The organism is Paenibacillus sp. J2R1T-4 (assembly GCF_059692235.1).
On record NZ_JCAUBA010000012.1, the window covers coordinates 85,981 to 103,069 of the forward strand.

17 protein-coding genes and 3 pseudogenes are annotated in these 17,089 nt (G+C 47.8%); 15 read left to right on the forward strand and 5 right to left on the reverse strand.

The window, feature by feature from the left end:
• Positions 1-50: 50 nt before the first annotated feature.
• Both AC58QD_RS19850 and AC58QD_RS19855 read left to right on the forward strand, forming a co-directional pair.
• Positions 51-266, forward strand: a complete 216-nt coding sequence (locus AC58QD_RS19850; protein WP_497336748.1) for a hypothetical protein — start codon at positions 51-53, stop codon at positions 264-266.
• Entirely contained in the window at positions 202-420 is a 219-nt protein-coding gene (locus tag AC58QD_RS19855) for a helix-turn-helix transcriptional regulator (protein ID WP_497336459.1), read from the forward strand. The genes AC58QD_RS19850 and AC58QD_RS19855 overlap by 65 nt, the downstream gene beginning before the upstream one ends.
• Positions 421-575: 155 nt before the next feature.
• Here the strand turns inward: AC58QD_RS19855 and AC58QD_RS19860 are convergent, their stop codons facing one another.
• Positions 576-1,529: an alpha/beta fold hydrolase gene (locus tag AC58QD_RS19860; protein WP_497336461.1), complete on the reverse strand. Its 954-nt coding sequence runs from the start codon at positions 1,527-1,529 to the stop codon at positions 576-578.
• 191 nt (positions 1,530-1,720) lie between these two features.
• Between AC58QD_RS19860 and AC58QD_RS19865 the strand changes: the two genes are divergently transcribed.
• Positions 1,721-2,017 (forward strand): hypothetical protein, encoded by a 297-nt coding sequence (locus tag AC58QD_RS19865; protein ID WP_497336463.1) that lies wholly within the window; start codon positions 1,721-1,723, stop codon positions 2,015-2,017.
• 298 nt (positions 2,018-2,315) lie between these two features.
• The gene (locus AC58QD_RS19870) at positions 2,316-2,537 is read left to right on the forward strand and encodes a hypothetical protein (RefSeq protein ID WP_497336465.1); all 222 of its coding nucleotides are present in this window, start codon (positions 2,316-2,318) and stop codon (positions 2,535-2,537) included.
• A gap of 123 nt (positions 2,538-2,660) precedes the next feature.
• Here the strand turns inward: AC58QD_RS19870 and AC58QD_RS19875 are convergent, their stop codons facing one another.
• Positions 2,661-3,467: a hypothetical protein gene (locus AC58QD_RS19875; RefSeq protein WP_497336467.1), complete on the reverse strand. Its 807-nt coding sequence runs from the start codon at positions 3,465-3,467 to the stop codon at positions 2,661-2,663.
• A 240-nt stretch (positions 3,468-3,707) separates the two neighbouring features.
• Between AC58QD_RS19875 and murD the strand changes: the two genes are divergently transcribed.
• The 4 genes and pseudogenes from murD to AC58QD_RS19895 all read left to right on the forward strand — a co-directional run.
• The gene (murD, locus tag AC58QD_RS19880; protein ID WP_497336469.1) at positions 3,708-5,039 is read left to right on the forward strand and encodes a UDP-N-acetylmuramoyl-L-alanine--D-glutamate ligase; all 1,332 of its coding nucleotides are present in this window, start codon (positions 3,708-3,710) and stop codon (positions 5,037-5,039) included.
• A 278-nt stretch (positions 5,040-5,317) separates the two neighbouring features.
• Positions 5,318-5,515, forward strand: coding sequence for a hypothetical protein (locus AC58QD_RS19885; RefSeq protein WP_497336471.1), 198 nt, complete (start codon positions 5,318-5,320; stop codon positions 5,513-5,515).
• The gene (locus AC58QD_RS19890) at positions 5,512-6,699 is read left to right on the forward strand and encodes a winged helix-turn-helix domain-containing protein (protein WP_497336473.1); all 1,188 of its coding nucleotides are present in this window, start codon (positions 5,512-5,514) and stop codon (positions 6,697-6,699) included. The genes AC58QD_RS19885 and AC58QD_RS19890 overlap by 4 nt, the downstream gene beginning before the upstream one ends.
• Positions 6,700-6,828: 129 nt before the next feature.
• Positions 6,829-7,137 (forward strand): annotated as a pseudogene (locus tag AC58QD_RS19895) (AAC(3) family N-acetyltransferase); the annotation flags it as partial.
• A gap of 32 nt (positions 7,138-7,169) precedes the next feature.
• On the opposite strand, the gene AC58QD_RS19900 reads toward AC58QD_RS19895, so the two are convergent.
• Positions 7,170-7,553 carry a hypothetical protein gene (locus AC58QD_RS19900; RefSeq protein WP_497336475.1) on the reverse strand — a complete coding sequence of 128 codons (384 nt, stop codon included), beginning with the start codon at positions 7,551-7,553 and terminating at the stop codon, positions 7,170-7,172.
• 274 nt (positions 7,554-7,827) lie between these two features.
• Between AC58QD_RS19900 and AC58QD_RS19905 the strand changes: the two are divergent.
• Both AC58QD_RS19905 and AC58QD_RS19910 read left to right on the forward strand, forming a co-directional pair.
• Positions 7,828-8,103, forward strand: a pseudogene (locus tag AC58QD_RS19905) (metalloprotease family protein); the annotation flags it as partial.
• Positions 8,104-8,600: 497 nt separating this feature from the next.
• A complete protein-coding gene (locus AC58QD_RS19910; RefSeq protein WP_497336477.1) occupies positions 8,601-9,053 on the forward strand; it encodes a VOC family protein in 453 nt (150 codons plus the stop codon).
• A 422-nt stretch (positions 9,054-9,475) separates the two neighbouring features.
• Here the strand turns inward: AC58QD_RS19910 and AC58QD_RS19915 are convergent, their stop codons facing one another.
• Together AC58QD_RS19915 and AC58QD_RS19920 are read right to left on the reverse strand one after the other, a co-directional pair.
• Positions 9,476-10,288: a helix-turn-helix domain-containing protein gene (locus AC58QD_RS19915; RefSeq protein WP_497336479.1), complete on the reverse strand. Its 813-nt coding sequence runs from the start codon at positions 10,286-10,288 to the stop codon at positions 9,476-9,478.
• Positions 10,289-10,311: 23 nt separating this feature from the next.
• Entirely contained in the window at positions 10,312-11,103 is a 792-nt protein-coding gene (locus AC58QD_RS19920) for a VOC family protein (protein WP_497336481.1), read from the reverse strand.
• Between the two features lie 410 nt (positions 11,104-11,513).
• Between AC58QD_RS19920 and AC58QD_RS19925 the strand changes: the two genes are divergently transcribed.
• The 5 genes and pseudogenes from AC58QD_RS19925 to AC58QD_RS19945 all read left to right on the forward strand — a co-directional run bounded on the left by AC58QD_RS19925 (position 11,514) and on the right by AC58QD_RS19945 (position 17,060).
• Positions 11,514-12,197 (forward strand): Type 1 glutamine amidotransferase-like domain-containing protein, encoded by a 684-nt coding sequence (locus AC58QD_RS19925; RefSeq protein WP_497336483.1) that lies wholly within the window; start codon positions 11,514-11,516, stop codon positions 12,195-12,197.
• A 732-nt stretch (positions 12,198-12,929) separates the two neighbouring features.
• Positions 12,930-14,681 (forward strand): hypothetical protein, encoded by a 1,752-nt coding sequence (locus AC58QD_RS19930; protein ID WP_497336485.1) that lies wholly within the window; start codon positions 12,930-12,932, stop codon positions 14,679-14,681.
• Positions 14,682-14,965: 284 nt separating this feature from the next.
• Complete coding sequence (locus AC58QD_RS19935; RefSeq protein WP_497336487.1) at positions 14,966-15,502, forward strand: dihydrofolate reductase family protein; 537 nt, start codon at positions 14,966-14,968, stop codon at positions 15,500-15,502.
• Positions 15,503-15,678: 176 nt separating this feature from the next.
• Positions 15,679-16,635, forward strand: coding sequence for a sigma-70 family RNA polymerase sigma factor (locus AC58QD_RS19940; RefSeq protein ID WP_339371163.1), 957 nt, complete (start codon positions 15,679-15,681; stop codon positions 16,633-16,635).
• 103 nt (positions 16,636-16,738) lie between these two features.
• Positions 16,739-17,060 (forward strand): annotated as a pseudogene (locus AC58QD_RS19945) (SRPBCC domain-containing protein).
• Positions 17,061-17,089 lie beyond the last annotated feature (29 nt).

The window sequence follows — 17,089 nt, forward strand, 5'->3', positions numbered from 1 at the left end:
ATTGTTCGACGTACTTCCGGACGACATTGTATTAGACGGGGAGGTTGCTTGTGCCGATCGTACCGGAACCCGGAGTTTATTTTGCGGAAATTTTTAAAGGAAAAAAGCCCCTTTTGGAGCAAATGATTCAGCTAAAGGCAAGCGACGAGCTGGAAAGATGGCTAATGGAGCAGATTATACATCCGTTAACCGCGTATTTTGATGCTGCGGCGTTTGTTCCTGGAGGAGACTGGTATCAATTTTGGCGAGTATCTCGTTCGCTATAGGATGGATAAAGCCAAGCAGCTTCTGGTGGAAACCGATATGCGGATAGCGGACATTGCGGAGAAGCTGAGGTACAGCAACTCACAAAACTTCACCCGTCAGTTCCGCAAGCAAGAAGGGATTTCGCCTGGCGAGTACCGCGAAACCAACAAATGAGAGTATTTCCCCATTCCTTGTTACCTTCTATCGTAGGGCATGATTCATCGTCTATAAATTCATAGACAAAAAAGCCCAAGCATCGTAAGCCTGAACTTTGATCTACAGGACCTCGCCGGATTACACTACAATGATGTGCGAAATTTGGCTCCCGATCAGTCCCGGCCCGCCTCGTAAAGCTTCTGCGCCACCATGGCCGGCCTTGTGCGCGTATCCGTAAAGTGGTCCCCGTCGCCGACGATCAGGCGGAACAGGCCGAGCCGTGTGGACATATGCGGATTCCAGCCGAAGCCCTCTCCTTGTGGCAATGCGTTGTCTTGGTAGAAATAGACATAGCTTTTGGGCGTAGGCAGCGTATAGAACGTTTTAAGATCCAGTTTCTCGAAAAGTGGTTTCGCCGGTTCCGGACTGACACTTGCATAAAACCGTTTGGCTTCCTCCAAGGTTGCCGTATTGACGAACAAATCCCGAAACAGCGGAAATGGAAGCATGATTGTATCGTCCTTCGATCCGGCTCTGAGCTGCTCGAAGCCTTGCCTCGTTTGAGGCGGTAACTCGTCGGCAACCGACTCGTCGTCTTTCAGTACAAACGCGTCCCAGAAAACGAGGCGCTTGATGCGATCCGGTACCTGTTCGGCAACCTTCTGGATGACTGATCCACCGAAGCTGTGCCCAACGAGAACGATGTAGCGCAGGTTCAGCCTCGTTATATAATCGACGACGGACTTCGTGATCATCGCATGCGTGACATTTTTGTTCGGATCTGTGCCGTGACCTGCGTACTCCGGCGTATGGACGGCATGCCCTTGACTGCGCAGCACCGCAGCTACGCCGTCCCAGAAGTGAGCGTCGGCCCAAGAGCCATGCACAAGCACGAATGTAAGCCGCTGCTGCTCAGGCAGACGGCAGCTTTCGTCCGATTCAATAGCGCCACGCCACCAGAGCCATTCGCCTTCGGTATAAGGGAAATAATAATACCCGCGGGGAGTAAACCTGTAATCGGAATATGGGAAATGATGAATTTCCGGGCGATAAGGAAACATGTTAAAACATCCTCTCAAAATGACATATATCAGCTTATGCCCAATGCGTTTTAGAGGTACCCGCACAAGATCCTCCGGCAAAAAATGCTTCCCCTCAGGAACAATCGATTAGCCATACGACAATTGGTCAGAATATCAGCTGCCTTGCTCAACTATAGGGTAGGATTGCATAATAACAAAGTCAAAGAAAAGGGATACTCGTACCGGTTCACGAATTGTAGAATGAAGATGAACTTGACAGATATGGGGTGCCAACTTTGTCATTTGTAGACCCATGGTTCGAAGAGTATTCTGAAACCTTTTTACAGGAATTGCGAAAAGAGGCATCGGTTAGCCACGTATTATACGCTATATCTTTACGTGTAATTGCGAGAAGAATGGACCGGGACGACGTATTGTTTATGTATGAAAACTCTACTGAAGTAGCTCAAGTGCATTTAACATGGAAAAGTAAAAAAGAAGATGACCCTAGGTGGCCTAAAACAACAATTTATGAGTCCATTGAGGAATGGAAAGGCCAAGTTATGATTCCTGATAGTAAGGAATTCACCTAACGGGACACAATAGTTCTGTAGTGTAACAGAATTGAAATCTTATTTTCATCCAGTTTTAATGAATTAAGTCTATACTAAATTACGACCCCCTTTTAATATACAATCTTAGACCCTCAGCCCGTTGCTGTGGGTCCTCTTTTTGCTTTTGAACTAAGCTAACGGGCAGGATAGTTCCAAAACATGGAAGGATTATATATGCTTATGTCGAATATTTCATTTTAAAATTAACTGGCGGTGAATTGGATTGGGGTTATCGATACGCAAAGCAACAGAAGCAGATTTGAAACTGCTAGCCTAAATGAATAAAGAACTAATTCAGGACGAGGGTAGTCGTAATCCAATGTTTGTTGAGCAACTTGAAGAAAGGATGGGTAGATGGATACTTGGTCAATGGGAAATAGAGATTATACAAAATGAAACCTTCGATATTGGCTATGCTGTTTATCAATCTAGAGTAGATGATTTTTTTCCAGATGAGAAATACATTTACCTTTTCGAAAAATATTGGTTCGTTTTGTAATATCGATACATGTTCTTGCAAAAACAAAACGGAAACCCTTAACCCCTCACCGCTCTAGAATGGCGGAATGACTTAACTGGCCAGACGGATTCCAAAACACAGTATGGCTCTCCCAATTCTATTTTAAAATCCTAAACCTGCCCATGAACCAACTTTAGTCTTGGCTCCCCAAGTTTTTCTCCAAACAAAATGTGGATTATACCAAGGGCCTCCCACTGTTCTGTGTTGCATCTCTAATTCTACCCATAACGTTTTATTTTCGACAGATACACTAAACACATATCGGGATGCTTCTGGGATAATTGGCCATGTTGCACTTGCACCTTTTTTTGTTTTATTTAGTTCGTAAGTGCCACCAGTATTGATACCCGCTATCTTTGGCCTTACAATAATGGCACACTGATAAATGGTATATTCCAGATCAAGGACTCTAACTCCAACTGTCCCGGAGTCTAACTTTTTACCTCTTCCTCCTCCTGAACAATCCGAAACCTCCTCTGATTCTTCTCCGGGCTGCCCATCTGTCTGTCCACCGTCTACTTCTTGCAAACCACTAATTTCATCAGGCATATAGCTTAGATTTCCGTAGTTTATTCCAGTTCTTTCACTAACGATGTTTAATAACTGAACTCGATTTGATGCGCCATTATATTCTCCAACCGTCGCGGTTACGGTGCCGGCTATGTTTGGTAAGGTTGTTCGAATTCTTTTTCCCTTTAATTGTGTAAGTTCGTTTGGTGTCACCGCATACGTTGGTCGCAAATATGGTACCGGATAACCCTGTGGTGCCATATTTATTGGTATTCGTGGTGTGTAAAAATACGGGTGTGCAACCGGGCTTCCATAAAAATAATAAGTAGGGGGAACAGGGGGGGACGGGTACAATTGCCCTCCATAGAATGACTGATTACGTACATGAGATCGATACATAAAAGTGAACCTCCTTGATTAGGCATCTGTGCCTAAATTAGTTTTATGCATTTTACGGTTTTAGGGTTCATGAATTAATGAAATAAATTGCCGCTCTCAAGCTAACGGAACACGATAGTGCAAAGACCAGGAACAGATCGCCCCGGCTGGCAACTGTTCCTTTTCCATTGAAGTAACGGACAGGATAGTTCCAATTTGTGGTATATTTTATTTAATGACATTTTCTAAGCGGAGGTGCCTATGAATCCTGCTTTTGACACTTATATCCAATCGCTGGCCGGTCGGGACGTGACCTTCATCGGCGCCGGCGTCAGCAATTCACCTCTGATCCGCATGCTGTGCTCGGCCGGGGCGCGAGTCACCGTGCGCGACCGCAATCCGGCCCTGCCCAGAGAGGAGTGGGACGATCTAGGCGTCGAGTTGCGCCTAGGGGAGAATTATTTGGATCGCGTTGGGGGCGACGTGGTGTTCCGCACTCCGGGCATGCGTCCAGACCATCCGGCGCTGGACTCGGCGTGCGCTAGTGGCAGCCGTGTGACCAGTGAGATGGAGGAGTTCTTTGCGCTGTGTCCTTGTCCCATTTTCGGCGTGACCGGTTCGGACGGTAAGACCACCACCACGTCGCTGATTGCAGACATGCTGGCTGACGGGGGACGTACGGTACATCTGGGCGGCAACAATGGCACGCCACTGCTGACGCGCGCGGGTGAGATGTCGCCGCTGGATGCGTGCGCGGTCGAGCTGTCCAGCTTCCAGCTGATGGACATGACGCGCTCTCCCCATGTGGCGGTGATCACCAACCTCTCGCCCAATCACCTCGACTGGCACCGCGACATGGATGAATATACCGCCGCCAAGCGCCGCCTGCTGGATTTTCAGACTGCTGACGACTTTGCCGTCTTAAACGGCGATAATCCGGCGACTGCCGCACTTCGCGGACGGGGGCGGACCAAGTATTTCGGCGGGCACACTGTCCACGATGGGGTGATCGACGGTCTGTTACCCATCAGTGACATTCGTTTGCCGGGGTGGTACAACGTGGAAAACGTTATGGCTGCCATGAGCGCTGTGCGGGGGACCGTGTCGGATGAGGCAATCCTGGAGACGGTGCGCAACTTCGTCGGCGTGGAGCACCGAAACCAGTGGGTGGCAACTGTGGGCGGCGTGCATTATTACAACAACTCCATCGGCTCCAGCCCCGCCCGTACCGTCGCCACGCTGCACGCGCATGTGGGCCGAGTGCTGCTGATTGCAGGAGGGCGAGATAAGAAAGTACCGTTTGACGAGATGGCTAGGCTGCTGCCTGATCATGTCAAGGTGCTTCTGTTGATCGGCGAAGCGGCCAGTCAAATCGAGGCTGCGGCGCGTAGAGTGCCGAGTTGCCCGCCCATTGTCCGCTGCGAAGGCCTGGCCGAGGCAGTGGCGCAGGCGCACAAGCTGGCCGCACCGGGCGACACTGTGCTGCTGAGTCCTGCATGCACTGCGTTTGACCAATACCGTAACTTTGAAGAGCGCGGGCGTCACTTTGTAGAACTGGTCGGGGCGCTGCACCGGTCAAAGGGAAAGGATTAAACAAGATATGGGCGTTTGCCGGGAAAACCTGATTGCCCCGATGTATTTTCATTTATAGATGGTTCTTAAAAGGAACCGATCGAATTTACCATTATGCTAACGGTGAACGATAGCTCAACAGTCAAATACAGCGAGGCTGCCGAACGATTCGGCAGCCTCGCTGTGCTAACGGGTAGTTATTTTTCAATAGCTCTTGTTTTTATGCTCGAGACAATGGTAACATTTTGTAGGAACATGTGTTTGTTTTTTGTATTATCCAACGGATAGGGGGAATTGGCGTGGTTGAAATCATTGAAAAAGAGCAATTTTCGGTTATTGATAAATTAGGAAAGGGGTTTGCTAATGAAGCTCCCCAATGGTTACCATCATTATGGAAAGAAGCAAATAGTAACTTTATTGAGATAAGCAACCTCGCCATCCATCTTCAGGTGCAAGCGGCCCCCGTTTGTTTCGTTAAGGAGCCGATGTGTACATGATCCAATTGACGAACCGCCAGGCACGGCAATTTCTGCTATTGAAGCACGGGCTGTTGGGCGAATATCAATTTGCCGGAAAGCAGGGAGTATTGGATTTTGTGCGGCAGGTCGGCTGTATTCAATACGATCCAATCGATGTTTGCGGAAAAAACGCCGAACTGGTTTTGCAGTCGCGAATCAAAGGATTTACCAAGAACATGCTCGCCGAGTTGTTGTATCAAGATAGAAGCCTCGTCGATTATCCCGACAAGAATTTGGCCATTATCCCTGTCGAGGACTGGCCGTATTTTGAGCGGTACAGGCAGGCCGCCCGACATCATGCCAAGCGCTATCCCGAAATGGAAGCGTTGATAGAGCAAGTACGGGCTCACATCCAAAATCACGGTGTGCTAAGTTCGGATGATCTAAAATTGGATGGAAATTTCGCTTGGCAATCGGCCATCCACTGGAGCAGCGGAAACAATTCATCCCGGTCGGTGCTGGAGCAGATGTACTCGACAGGCGAGTTGATTATACATCACAAAAAAGGAACGCGTAAGTATTACGATATCGCCGGGAAGTACATACAGCCAAATCTGCTGAATGCGCCGGAACCGCTGGAGGGCGAGCATGAGCATCACAAGTGGCGGGTACTGCGTCGAATCGGTGCTGTTGGCCTTTTATGGAATCGCGCGTCCGATGCCTGGCTGAACATATGGGGATTGAAAGCGGAGCAGCGCAATGAGGTTTTCCGCCTGCTGTTGCACGAAGCTCGCATTGTTGCTGTTGCCGTGGAACAAATGAAGGATATACTGTACTGCCGCGTAGAGGACTTGCCGCTTATTGAAGCCGTCCTGCAAAATCCGGCGCCGAAATGGCGCTGCGAGCTGATTGCCCCACTAGATAATTTCATATGGGACAGAAAACTGATCAACGAATTGTTTGGATTCGATTACACCTGGGAGATTTACACGCCTGCAATCAAACGGAAATTCGGCTATTATGTGTTGCCTCTAATGTACGGAGAAAGCCTCATCGGACGAGCCGAGCTAATTGCGGAGCGAAAAGCCGGGACGCTCGTTGTTAAAAACATCTGGTACGAGAACAACATAAAGCCAACAAAGCAATTGCGAACGGCCTTGAACAATTGTTTTCAAAATTTTGCATTATTCAATGGATGCGAGACGATTTCGACAAAGTTATGAACTGATATTTCCAGTTCCCCGGTAACATTTGCCGACAAGTTTCCGTGTATGAAACAGGTAAGCCGACGCGTCTGGTAGCGCCGTTCTATTTGTACATGAGTTTTTAGTGGGGGCTTCAAGGGGCTTCGGCCATGTGGCAGACGCCCGATCGGGGTGATCCAGGCGATTAAAGAAACGGTTACAGAGCGCGGAACGGTCGTATTTCCGACGTTCGTGCAGAAGGGCTTCTTTAATGCTTACCGAAATTGGGATATCCGGAATTCCCCTTCCGATGTCGGCCGGATTACGGAGGTATTTCGGCTGCTTCCGAACAGCATAAAAAGCGATCAGGCGACACATTCCGTGCCGGCAAGGGGAAGAAGGGCGGCGGAGCTGACTGCCGAACATTCGGCGTATGGTCCGCGAATTCCGATAAGTGACTCACCCCGGCTTCAGTAGGAAGGCGGGGTGATCATGTTTGACTTTGGATTTCAGTTAAAAGGACGGCGAATTACTTTAATAATGCGTCCCCCTTTACTAATCAATTTCTGGGCCTGAGCCACGTTGATTCTTACGAGTACCGCTTCATCGGTAGAATTTTCAACGTCGAATACAGAAAATATTTGACCATTCGCGAATAATACGCCTTTCAGCTCAACATCTTTTCCACGAGTCGGTCTCGGAACAGTATTTTGAATTTTGCAGCGCATTACACCCGCACGTATGAGACGGCTTGCTTGTTTAGCAGTCGCTCTAATAGCGAATAACGGGTCGATTTCAACGCCTGGTACTTTTGCTTCAATTTCTGCTATTAGAAAAAACTGATTTCCTATTTTAGCGATACAATTGGAGCCAATGAAAACCGGATTTGCCACTGTTCATCACCCCCTGGTCACATGGTATGGGGATCAAGAACATTTAGATACGGATAATCGCATAGGGATACGTGATTTGATTTTGGCCTCCAAATTTTTCCTTAGGCTCTGTTATACTTGATTGTTGAACTCCTTCATTAAGCTCCATCGATATGATTTAATTTTCTCCGCGTTTAGCCTTTACTTCATCCCTCTCTCTAGCCCGGACTCCGTCCCCCAACTGCCTAATGAATACAAGGATCTATTGGATTAGTAAGGCTTCCCCTACTTAAACTTGATGCAGAAGAGATTTTGGGTCTTTATGAGCTTACCTTTTATCGTATTACCGGTAATACCAGCTTTTACATCGTTCTATCTATCAGGTAATATCCAATCACTCCTGTTATTTATTAGTTGGATAAACCTGATAATCTCTTCTTCTGATATCGCTAATTCGTTTTTAAGCCTAATAATTGGGAGCTTAGACTCTGTGAGACTTGGGAGGGTAGACCTCCGTGAGATATGTGGAGATCCACCAGTGCGATCATACTTTAACTTTTCATCCATTTAATGGTTATTGGATGTTAGGTGGCTATTGATCTTTTGCTCCTCAGACCCAATATTATCCTTTAGTACAGCATAATTCCAATATTCAGATGACTGATGAATTTTGAATGTCGAGTAAATTTGAGAAAACATGAGGAAAACCGAGATATGCTTTTGTTCATAGAGGGAGTTTAGTTTAATGATGAAAATAATAAGCAGGAGATAATATCGTAACTCCGAATTGTTAAAGTATAAAAATATTAGGAGTTTAGAAAAGGGGTATCTACGTAATTTTATTACGTAAAACGATCTTATTACGGTAATTACGAATTGAATTTCGTAGAATAAAAGTTAATATGACATATCCGAAAACCAAATTTCACATTTTACTATACTGTGACTTATCTTTGTTATCATGAACTGTGACAAGATGTTAATCGTTTGGAGGGAATTAGTAATTCTTGATAGAATAAATATGAAGATGATCAGGTAATAAATTTGTACACATAAGGAGATAAAACTATGACAAAAAACAAATTACTAAGAATGGACAATGTTGGCATCGTTGTAGAATCCCTTGATGACGCAATCTCTTTCTTCGAGGAGATTGGCTTGAAGCTCGAAGGGCGAGCTACTGTCGAAGGTGAATGGGCTGGTCGCGTAACCGGGCTGGGTTCACAGTGTGTAGAGATTGCTATGATGGTTACCCCAGATGGCCACAGCCGACTTGAACTTTCGCGATTTCTCACCCCACCTACTATATCAGATCACCGAACTGCTCCTGTAAATGCCCTCGGTTATCTACGCGTCATGTTCACCGTTGAAGACATTGACGAAATGGTATCCAGACTCACTAAGTACGGTGCTCAGCTCGTTGGCGAAGTGGTTCAGTACGAGAACTCGTATCGGCTCTGCTACATTCGTGGAAATGAAGGACTTCTAATCGGTTTGGCGGAACAACTCGGTAATAAATAAGTGACGTTTAAAAGAAGACTTAACTGAAATATACATTACTAGAGTAAAAATAGAAACAGAAAAGCAGTGTGAAAGTATCTCGAAGAAGTCGGGTGCATCATATAAACACCGCATTCACGCTCCGGGTCTGGGCGACCCTCGGTCCCGGAAACAAGGTACGAGGAAGTAATTGCCGGGACACATCCGCACCGATTAACCGCATCGCGGCCGGCAGCAAGCTGCCTTAACTCGGTGGGACTTCGTGATGCATGAACTTTAACGGAAATCAATGCAAAACCAAATTAAAGGGACTCAACTAACGGAGAACGTTAGTTGAAATAATCTAGGGAGCAGACCGCCGCCACGGCAGCTGCTCCCAGAAAACGCTCGGCAGTTGAACATGAACAAGCAATACTAACCTCACCAGTTGTCGGTTATCTCTCTCAATAATCTTCTGTTTTAGGTTCCGTTCCTTGATTATGAACCACAGGAATCAACCATTGGTATCGCAGCTTATCATGAAGCTGATAACGCTCAATATTCGGTCCAGCCGGCTCGAATCCGAACGATTGCAAGACAAGCATTAAACTAAAACATGCATAAAGATCATTCGACAAGCAATCCATTGAAACGAACAATGTAGGTTGTAAAACTTCAAACTCGACTTCAAACTCCGCTTCATTCTTCCAATCATCCTTCAAGACCGTATTTGCGGGTAGCCGAAAACCAACTTTGCCAATCATCTCATCGCGAATGATTTGTTCCTGCTGCACAAATGCCTCTTTCGCATGCAAAAGCCCTAGCTTTTCCAAGTAAGCCGCACTTTTCTCAATAGCCTGAGCAAACGGATGAAGCTGTCGCTTGACGCGATGACGAAACCAGAGCATCCTCGAAGAATGAGTCCATCTGACTAATCGGATATGCTCATCTACGGAGTCGACGCCATCAAGATATTGTTTGGCCACATTAAGCGCCAACAACTTCGTATCTACATCCTGACGCCATTTGCTTAACCAGACTGCCTGCTCGTCGGAATCCGCACCAAGAAATTGACGGATCTCAAGCAGACTGATGTCTGCTTGGCGCAGCGTATGAATCTTCAAAGCGCTTGAAATCTGATCCTCTTGATAAAATCGATAATCATTTTCCGCCCGATAACTCGGCTTCAACAGCCCTTCTTTATCGTAATAGCGAAGTGTGCTGGCGGTCAGACCCGTCCGCTCGGCAAAGCTCTGGATGGTCATATTGGTTTTCAACGGATCCCCTCCTACCAGTCTTATTAATAATAACTCCACACATTCAATCGATTTCCGTCCGGATCATAGAAATGGAATCCCTTCCAACGCTCCCCTACGATTTCCGACACTTCGATTTCCTGCCCTTTGAGCCATTCATTCGTCCTGTACAGATCTTCTTGCTTTTTGATCCTGAAGTATAACCTGGCTCCGGGATTGGCCTTTTTCAATGATCGCTCGATATTTACTTCTTCCAGCCAGACAAAGTCCCATGTTTCGCGCATCAGACCAAATCCTCGATCTTGAAAATTTTTCTTCGAACGTTCCCAACCGCATATCCGCTCATACCAATTGATTGAAGCCTCCAAATCGGAGACGCCTAACCATAGTGGTTTGGCAGCGTATTGAATGACGCGCGATTCAGGGAATTTACCTTCCAGCTTCCTGTCTTCGCTTAACGTCAGGCGAACATTCCCGAATGCGAAAATGTCGGCAGACCGTGTGCCATCCGGCATTTTTAGCGGCGCGGTGCATTTAATGCCTTGATTATCGAAGTACTCCAGTGTCCGATCCAGATTGGCCGTGCGAAAACAAAACCTGCAATTTCCTTCAGAATAATCTTTGGACGTGAAATGGTCTAGTTCGCTTTCGAACGATTTCAAATTGGCTTGTCCAGACCCGGGCATCTTAAAGAATGCTTTCCTACCGACAGGCCCATGGCCCGTACCCTTCAATTGCCAACCCATTTTCTCGCGATACCATTCTATTGCCTCATCGAACTGATCCCAAGGTACCATAATAAAACCGCCATCAAACTTAAAATTTGGTATCACCACGTATTTAACCTCCACTTTCTGGAATATTACTTGAGATTACTATACACCTTGAAGTAACTTTAAGGTCAATAGCTTTTTCCAACTGCCTGGAATAGAGACCAACATTGCGATTTGGAAGGGAATGTTGTGATTCTAGTGGACTCGTTTGCCGCTCCACTGGCCGGCATGTGCTCGGTGTCCCGGCGAACAGCGGCAGGGTAGTCGGTCCTAATCCATCGATGAGGCAGCCGGCCAAAAGCGATCGGCTACCTTTGTTCAACTAACGGGCAGATATCTTCAACGGACAGTAACGGGCAGGATAATTCAATCATTTTATCGAACACCTAGGCAATGGGGGAAATTACGACACCCTACTTTGAAAAGTCTAAAGGAATAAACGACAAACGCACACAACGACAAGGAGTGAAGTTATGAAATTATTGCTCACCTCTGCAGGCATTAATAACAAAAGCATACACGACGCGCTAGTTGACATGCTGGGCAAGCCGATCGCCGACTCCAACGCCCTGTGCATCCCCACCGCGATGTACGGACACCCCTGGGTCGGCCCCGGCGTCAAAGCCTGGCAGTTCATCAGCGGGAATTCCGAGAATCCCATGGTCAAGAATCCCATGGTCGACCTGGGCTGGAAGTCCGTCGGCGTGCTGGAGCTCACAGCGCTGCCAAGCATCAACAAAGACCGCTGGGTGCCGCTGGTCCGGGAGACGGACGTCCTGCTGGTGGCGGGCGGGGACGCCCTCTACCTGTGCCACTGGATGCGGCAGTCCGGACTGGCAGACCTCTTGCCGTCGCTGCAGGCAGTTTATGTGGGAATGAGCGCCGGGAGTATGGTGATGGCACCTAACATTGGGGAATTCTTCGTTGGCTGGACTCCACCCACCGGTGGTGATGAAACGCTGAGTCTGGTTGATTTTGCAATATTTCCGCATCTGGACCACGAGATGCTGCCTGGAAACACCATGGCTGCTGCAGAGAGATGGGCCGCTGGGATGCAAGGGCCGACGTATGCGATTGATGATCAGACCGCCATCAAAGTAATCGACGGAGCAGTCGAAGTTGTTTCCGAAGGGAATTGGAAACATTTTTCGCCCTGATATACTCCGCTGTGGAGTTAACGGGGAACTATAGCTCAACCAGAACGAGGCTACCGGCATTGTCGGCAGCCTATTAACGGCAGTTGAATTCGCATCTCGAATATCCACTTATTGAGTAAGTGAGTAGGGAAGTTCATTAATGTAAAATAGAGGTTTTGGATGAAGTCCCTGAAAATAATGTTATTAGGAATAAGCATCATGTTATTTGCAGCAGTTTTTGACGCTCGACTCCAGTGCTAGATTAGGTGGAGCAGAATCTTTTTTATTGTTTATTGGTTTGATAACTTCACTAATTGGATTCTTTTCTGGAGATGCGAAAAATTAGAGTTGGTTCTTAACTAACGGATACGTTAGTGAAATGAACGAGGGAGTAAACCGCCGGGGAGTTGCTCCCTTATTTCGTCGAAGTAACGGGTTAATGTGGAAGCCATCTGTTACAGAAGCAGAATTTTAAGATATGCTTCAAAATGGGCACAACCAGCACCCAGCAACTAAGTCAGGGTATACCATAAGAACTTACATTAAAGAGGAATAACGGAATCTATGTCCGAAACGAAATCTACTGATCGCAACAGACTGTTCGGTAGTTTTTTTTGAGTTCACTAGAATTATTATAATAAAATGGAGGATTATTACAGATTTTGTCGAAATCAAATAGTCGCCAGCACCAAGTCAGATAAAATGAAGTCATCTACTTTATGCAAGTAAAAATTAAGAATACGAGGTCCACAGATGAATGAACAACCTGAATTAACTGAATCCGGAACAACCACGGCTGCAATGGGAAAAGAAGGTGTGCTGTCTCGAATATGGAAGTATAAGTTTCATTACGTGCTGGTCTTGCCCGCGATGTTATTCATTTTCGTATTCAAGATCATCCCATTGCTCATTGGCTTAATCTTGCCTTTTAAAGATTACAATATTGTCAAAGGTTTATTTGGCAGCAGGTGGGTAGGAATGGACAACTTCACTCGGCTATTCCATGATCCTGCATTCTTAAATATCTTATCGAATACGCTGCTAATCAAAGCGGGTTATGTCATCGGTAGCGCACTTCTTGCACTCCTGCTTTCATTAGCTCTCAGTTGTATTCGATCGGGGAAACTTAGAGGTGTGTTCTCGACGCTATTCCTCATTCCTTATTTCATTCCTTCGGTCATTGTAGGATACTTAGTCATCCTACTATGTTCGCAGAACCAATCCCCACTAGGCACCAATGACACACTTTTGCTAACAAACACCCTGGCATTTCGACCGTTACTCATTGTGGTAGAAGTCATCAAAACCTGCGGCATTCCCACCCTGCTGGCACTCGCAGCAATATCAACTAAACAAGCGGCTTTTGCACAGAGAGAGAGTGGAACGTCGTCGGAACTCAAGGCCAGCTTTATGTTTCGGAACGTAATGCCAGCAGCCAAAGTAATAACTGCCTTCATGCTTATGCAAATGTCAACCTTGATGACTACTGATTTTGAACTGATCAGTCAGTTATTGAACCCGATTGTGTATACCGTGGGAGATACGCTGGACACCTATCAATTTCGAATGGGCATGATGCAGCTCAAATTTAGCGCCTCTGGGGCTGTTTGGCTGCTTCAGTTCGCTATACAGCTTCCACTTACACTGGTCGCTTATTGGCTCATCCAAAGTCTGTTCGTTAAAGAACTGTTCAACCGGATAGCGCCGGCCAGGGACCTGCATAAAGAGAATAATGGGATACGTACTGCTGGAATCGGAGTAACCATTCTGTATGCTAGCTTGATTGCATTCTTCGGTTTCTTACTGTTTGTTTATCCATTCTTATCCGATAAACCATCGGATGCCACACTGTCCGAACTGTATTCGTCATCACCTTTTATCTTGTACCTGGCTGTTAATATGGCTACGGTCGTCATTCAACTCCCACTGATCCTGACACTGGCTTATCCGTTAACCGTGCGAGATCTGCCGGGTCGTGGCTTCTACAAAGTGTTCCTGCTATTTGCTTTAGTAGTGGGAGCAGGTTCTCTACCGGAGTATATGTTGATCCGAAATATGGGGATGCTGAATACGATTTTCCCGCACCTGTTCTACGGCTTTATACCAATTGTGCATGTATTCGTATTGAAGAGCATCTTCAACAGCAAGTATGCGGAACTTAAGGAGAAAGCCTCGGCAGAAGGACGCGGGGAGCTGCACTCGTTCTTCTTCTTGTTCATCCCGAAGATATGGAAGAGTTGGTTAGCGCTAGGGATTCTCCAGTTCATATCCCTGTGGAATTCCTACTACGATTCCCTTCTTTATCTAGTACGGAAGGATCTGTACCCTCCAGTACTAGCGTTCAGGATGAGCTCCATTGCAGTATCGAAGACAGGCGGATTATTCGGAGATCCCGTTATATTGCAGTACGGAGCGTTAATATGTTTCCCTTCGTTAGTGCTATTCTTAGTATTCCGGAAGCTAATAACACCAGAAGTGCTGATTAGTCAGATAAGAAAATTGTAAGTTTCGTGCGGGATATGGGACAGGGGCATGATTATGAAATAGGGGATTATGCAGAAGCGACCTCCGGGCTGCACCGAGACGCGCTAACGGGCAGAATTGTTTAATTTACCATCCTTCGTTAAATTAAATTTGTATTCGGTCAGGCCAGGACTGTGCACATTAGCAATCCATGAGAAACCGGACATGCTGTTGGATGATAAAATGTAGACATAAAGGAGGCTGCATATGGACAGTGTAATCCTGATGATGAATGTGCGAGAAAACCAGGGAGGAGAGTCAGTCGCATGGCAAAGATTGTTTTCGCATTGAACCAGTCTCTGGACGGGTTCGTCGACCACGACCACACGGCATTTCAGCCCGACCCCGTGCTATTCCGTCATTTCATCGACGACGTGCGCGGCCTGGAGGGCTGCCTGTACGGGCGCCGCATGTACGAGACCATGCGGTATTGGGACGGAGACCATTTTGAATGGGATGCGCCGGAACGGGAATACGCAGCGGCGTGGCAAAGCAAACCGAAGTGGGTGGTGTCGAGGACGTTAAAGTCCGTCGGTCCGAACGCTTCTCTGATCGAGGGCGACCTCGCAGCGGCCATACGCGGGCTGAAGGCTCAGCATGAAGGGGAGATTGAAGTTGCCGGGCCGGAGTTGGCCCACAGTCTAACGGAGCTCGGTCTCGTTGATGAGTATCGACTCTATCTCCATCCAGTCGTGCTGGGTCACGGCAAGCCGTTCTTCGCCGGTCCGCGGCCGCCGCTGCGCCTCGTGGCAAGCGATCGAATTGGCGAGAAGGTGATCAGGTTGACCTACGTTCCAGCTTAGTTGTGCGGTTGACCCAGCGGCCTAAAGGGCACGTTGCCCACATATGGCCGTCCAAGTCCTCGAAGGCCCATGATAAATGAACCCATAATCCTGCCTATTTATTCTATTGAGGCTGTCCGATTCATTGCATATAATGAAGGTACCGCCCTTCGGGGAGATCGTTAAGGGAGGCCACGATGAACGAGACCGCATTTGACGAACCATTATTTGCAAGCTTGAAGCCGGGCTTAACCTCGTTCTGTTACCGAATGCTAGGCTCCATGGACGATGCGGATGATGCCGTTCAGGAGACGAGTATTCGGGTCTGGCAGAGCTGGAGCACGTTCAGACAGGATTCCTCGTTCAAAACTTGGGTCTATCGGATTGCCTCCAACCTGTGCTTGGACAAGCTGAGACAATCCAAACGCCGCGCGCTTCCCGTTGACCTGTTCGATCCGGCCGTCGCCATCGTCGAGCCGCGCGACACGCTGCCGGACTCTGCCTGGATCTGGCCGTCTCCCGACTTTGGGGGCAATCCGGAGGATCGGCTCATCCGCAGAGATACCCTTCAACTGTGCTTCATCGCTCTCCTGCAGACCTTGCCTCCGCGGCAGCGCGCGGTACTCATTTTGAAGGATGTATTTGAATGGTCCTCCAAGCAGATCGCGGAAACGTTGGCGATGTCGCCGGCAGCGGTGAACAGCGCCTTGCAAAGAGCCCGAGAGACGATGGACCGGGCGCAGCTTCGCTCGGATGAGCTCAGCAGCATGGACGTTCAACCGGAGCAGCAGCTGCTGTCCCGGTATGTGGAGGCCTTCGAGCAATTCGATATTGCTGCGCTCGTCGCGTTGTTCCACGAGGAAGGCTGCATGTCGATGCCGCCCTTCGAGATGTGGATCCGCGGCAAGGAAGATTTGTCCGCCTTCTATTCGCTTACTCGCTGGCATTGCGAAGGTTCGCGATTTGTGCCCATTACGGTGAATGGCGGTTATCCGGCGTTGGCCCAGTATATGCCGGGCAAAGAGGGCTCTGGCCTGGTACCCTGGGGCATCCACGTCATCGAAACCAAAGAAAATCAAATCCTGCACGTTCAAAACTTCATTCATACGCCATTATTTTCGCGATTTGGGCTGCCTGAGCGAATTGACCAATGAATTTCGTCATTGGCTTACGTCTATATCATTGAGAATAACCAAAGGACGAATATCATGAGAGAGGTGTCTATTTAAATTAACGAGTCAACCGACGAAAGTAACCGTGCAAGCCGTCATTCAAGCCCCTGTCGAGAAGGTATGGCGCTATTGGACCGAGCCGGATCACATCACGAAGTGGAATCAAGCGTCCGAGGACTGGCATGCGCCGAGAGCCAAAAACGATCTGCGGGTCGGCGGCAAGTTTCTGACACGGATGGAAGCGAAGGATGGCAGCATGGGCTTTGAATATTGCTTTCGTCGATCAAGGGAATGAGACGAAGGTCATTGAAACGTTCGACGCGGAAAGCTCCAATCCCGTCGAGTTCCAGCAAGCAGGCTGGCAAGCGATCATGGACAATTTCAAAGCCTATACCGAACAAAACTAATCATCGCGAAGAAGACGCCGGGGAAGATG

Excerpts from the sequence above, each read along its gene's own strand:
- AC58QD_RS19855 (WP_497336459.1), top strand. The coding sequence starts at position 202 with ATGCTGCGGCGTTTGTTCCTGGAGGAGACTGGTATCAATTTTGGCGAG.
- AC58QD_RS19870 (WP_497336465.1), top strand. The coding sequence starts at position 2,316 with ATGAATAAAGAACTAATTCAGGACGAGGGTAGTCGTAATCCAATGTTT.
- AC58QD_RS19875 (WP_497336467.1), bottom strand. The coding sequence starts at position 3,467 with ATGTATCGATCTCATGTACGTAATCAGTCATTCTATGGAGGGCAATTG.
- murD (WP_497336469.1), top strand. The coding sequence starts at position 3,708 with ATGAATCCTGCTTTTGACACTTATATCCAATCGCTGGCCGGTCGGGAC.
- AC58QD_RS19890 (WP_497336473.1), top strand. The coding sequence starts at position 5,512 with ATGATCCAATTGACGAACCGCCAGGCACGGCAATTTCTGCTATTGAAG.
- AC58QD_RS19910 (WP_497336477.1), top strand. The coding sequence starts at position 8,601 with ATGACAAAAAACAAATTACTAAGAATGGACAATGTTGGCATCGTTGTA.
- AC58QD_RS19925 (WP_497336483.1), top strand. The coding sequence starts at position 11,514 with ATGAAATTATTGCTCACCTCTGCAGGCATTAATAACAAAAGCATACAC.
- AC58QD_RS19930 (WP_497336485.1), top strand. The coding sequence starts at position 12,930 with ATGAATGAACAACCTGAATTAACTGAATCCGGAACAACCACGGCTGCA.
- AC58QD_RS19935 (WP_497336487.1), top strand. The coding sequence starts at position 14,966 with ATGGCAAAGATTGTTTTCGCATTGAACCAGTCTCTGGACGGGTTCGTC.
- AC58QD_RS19940 (WP_339371163.1), top strand. The coding sequence starts at position 15,679 with ATGAACGAGACCGCATTTGACGAACCATTATTTGCAAGCTTGAAGCCG.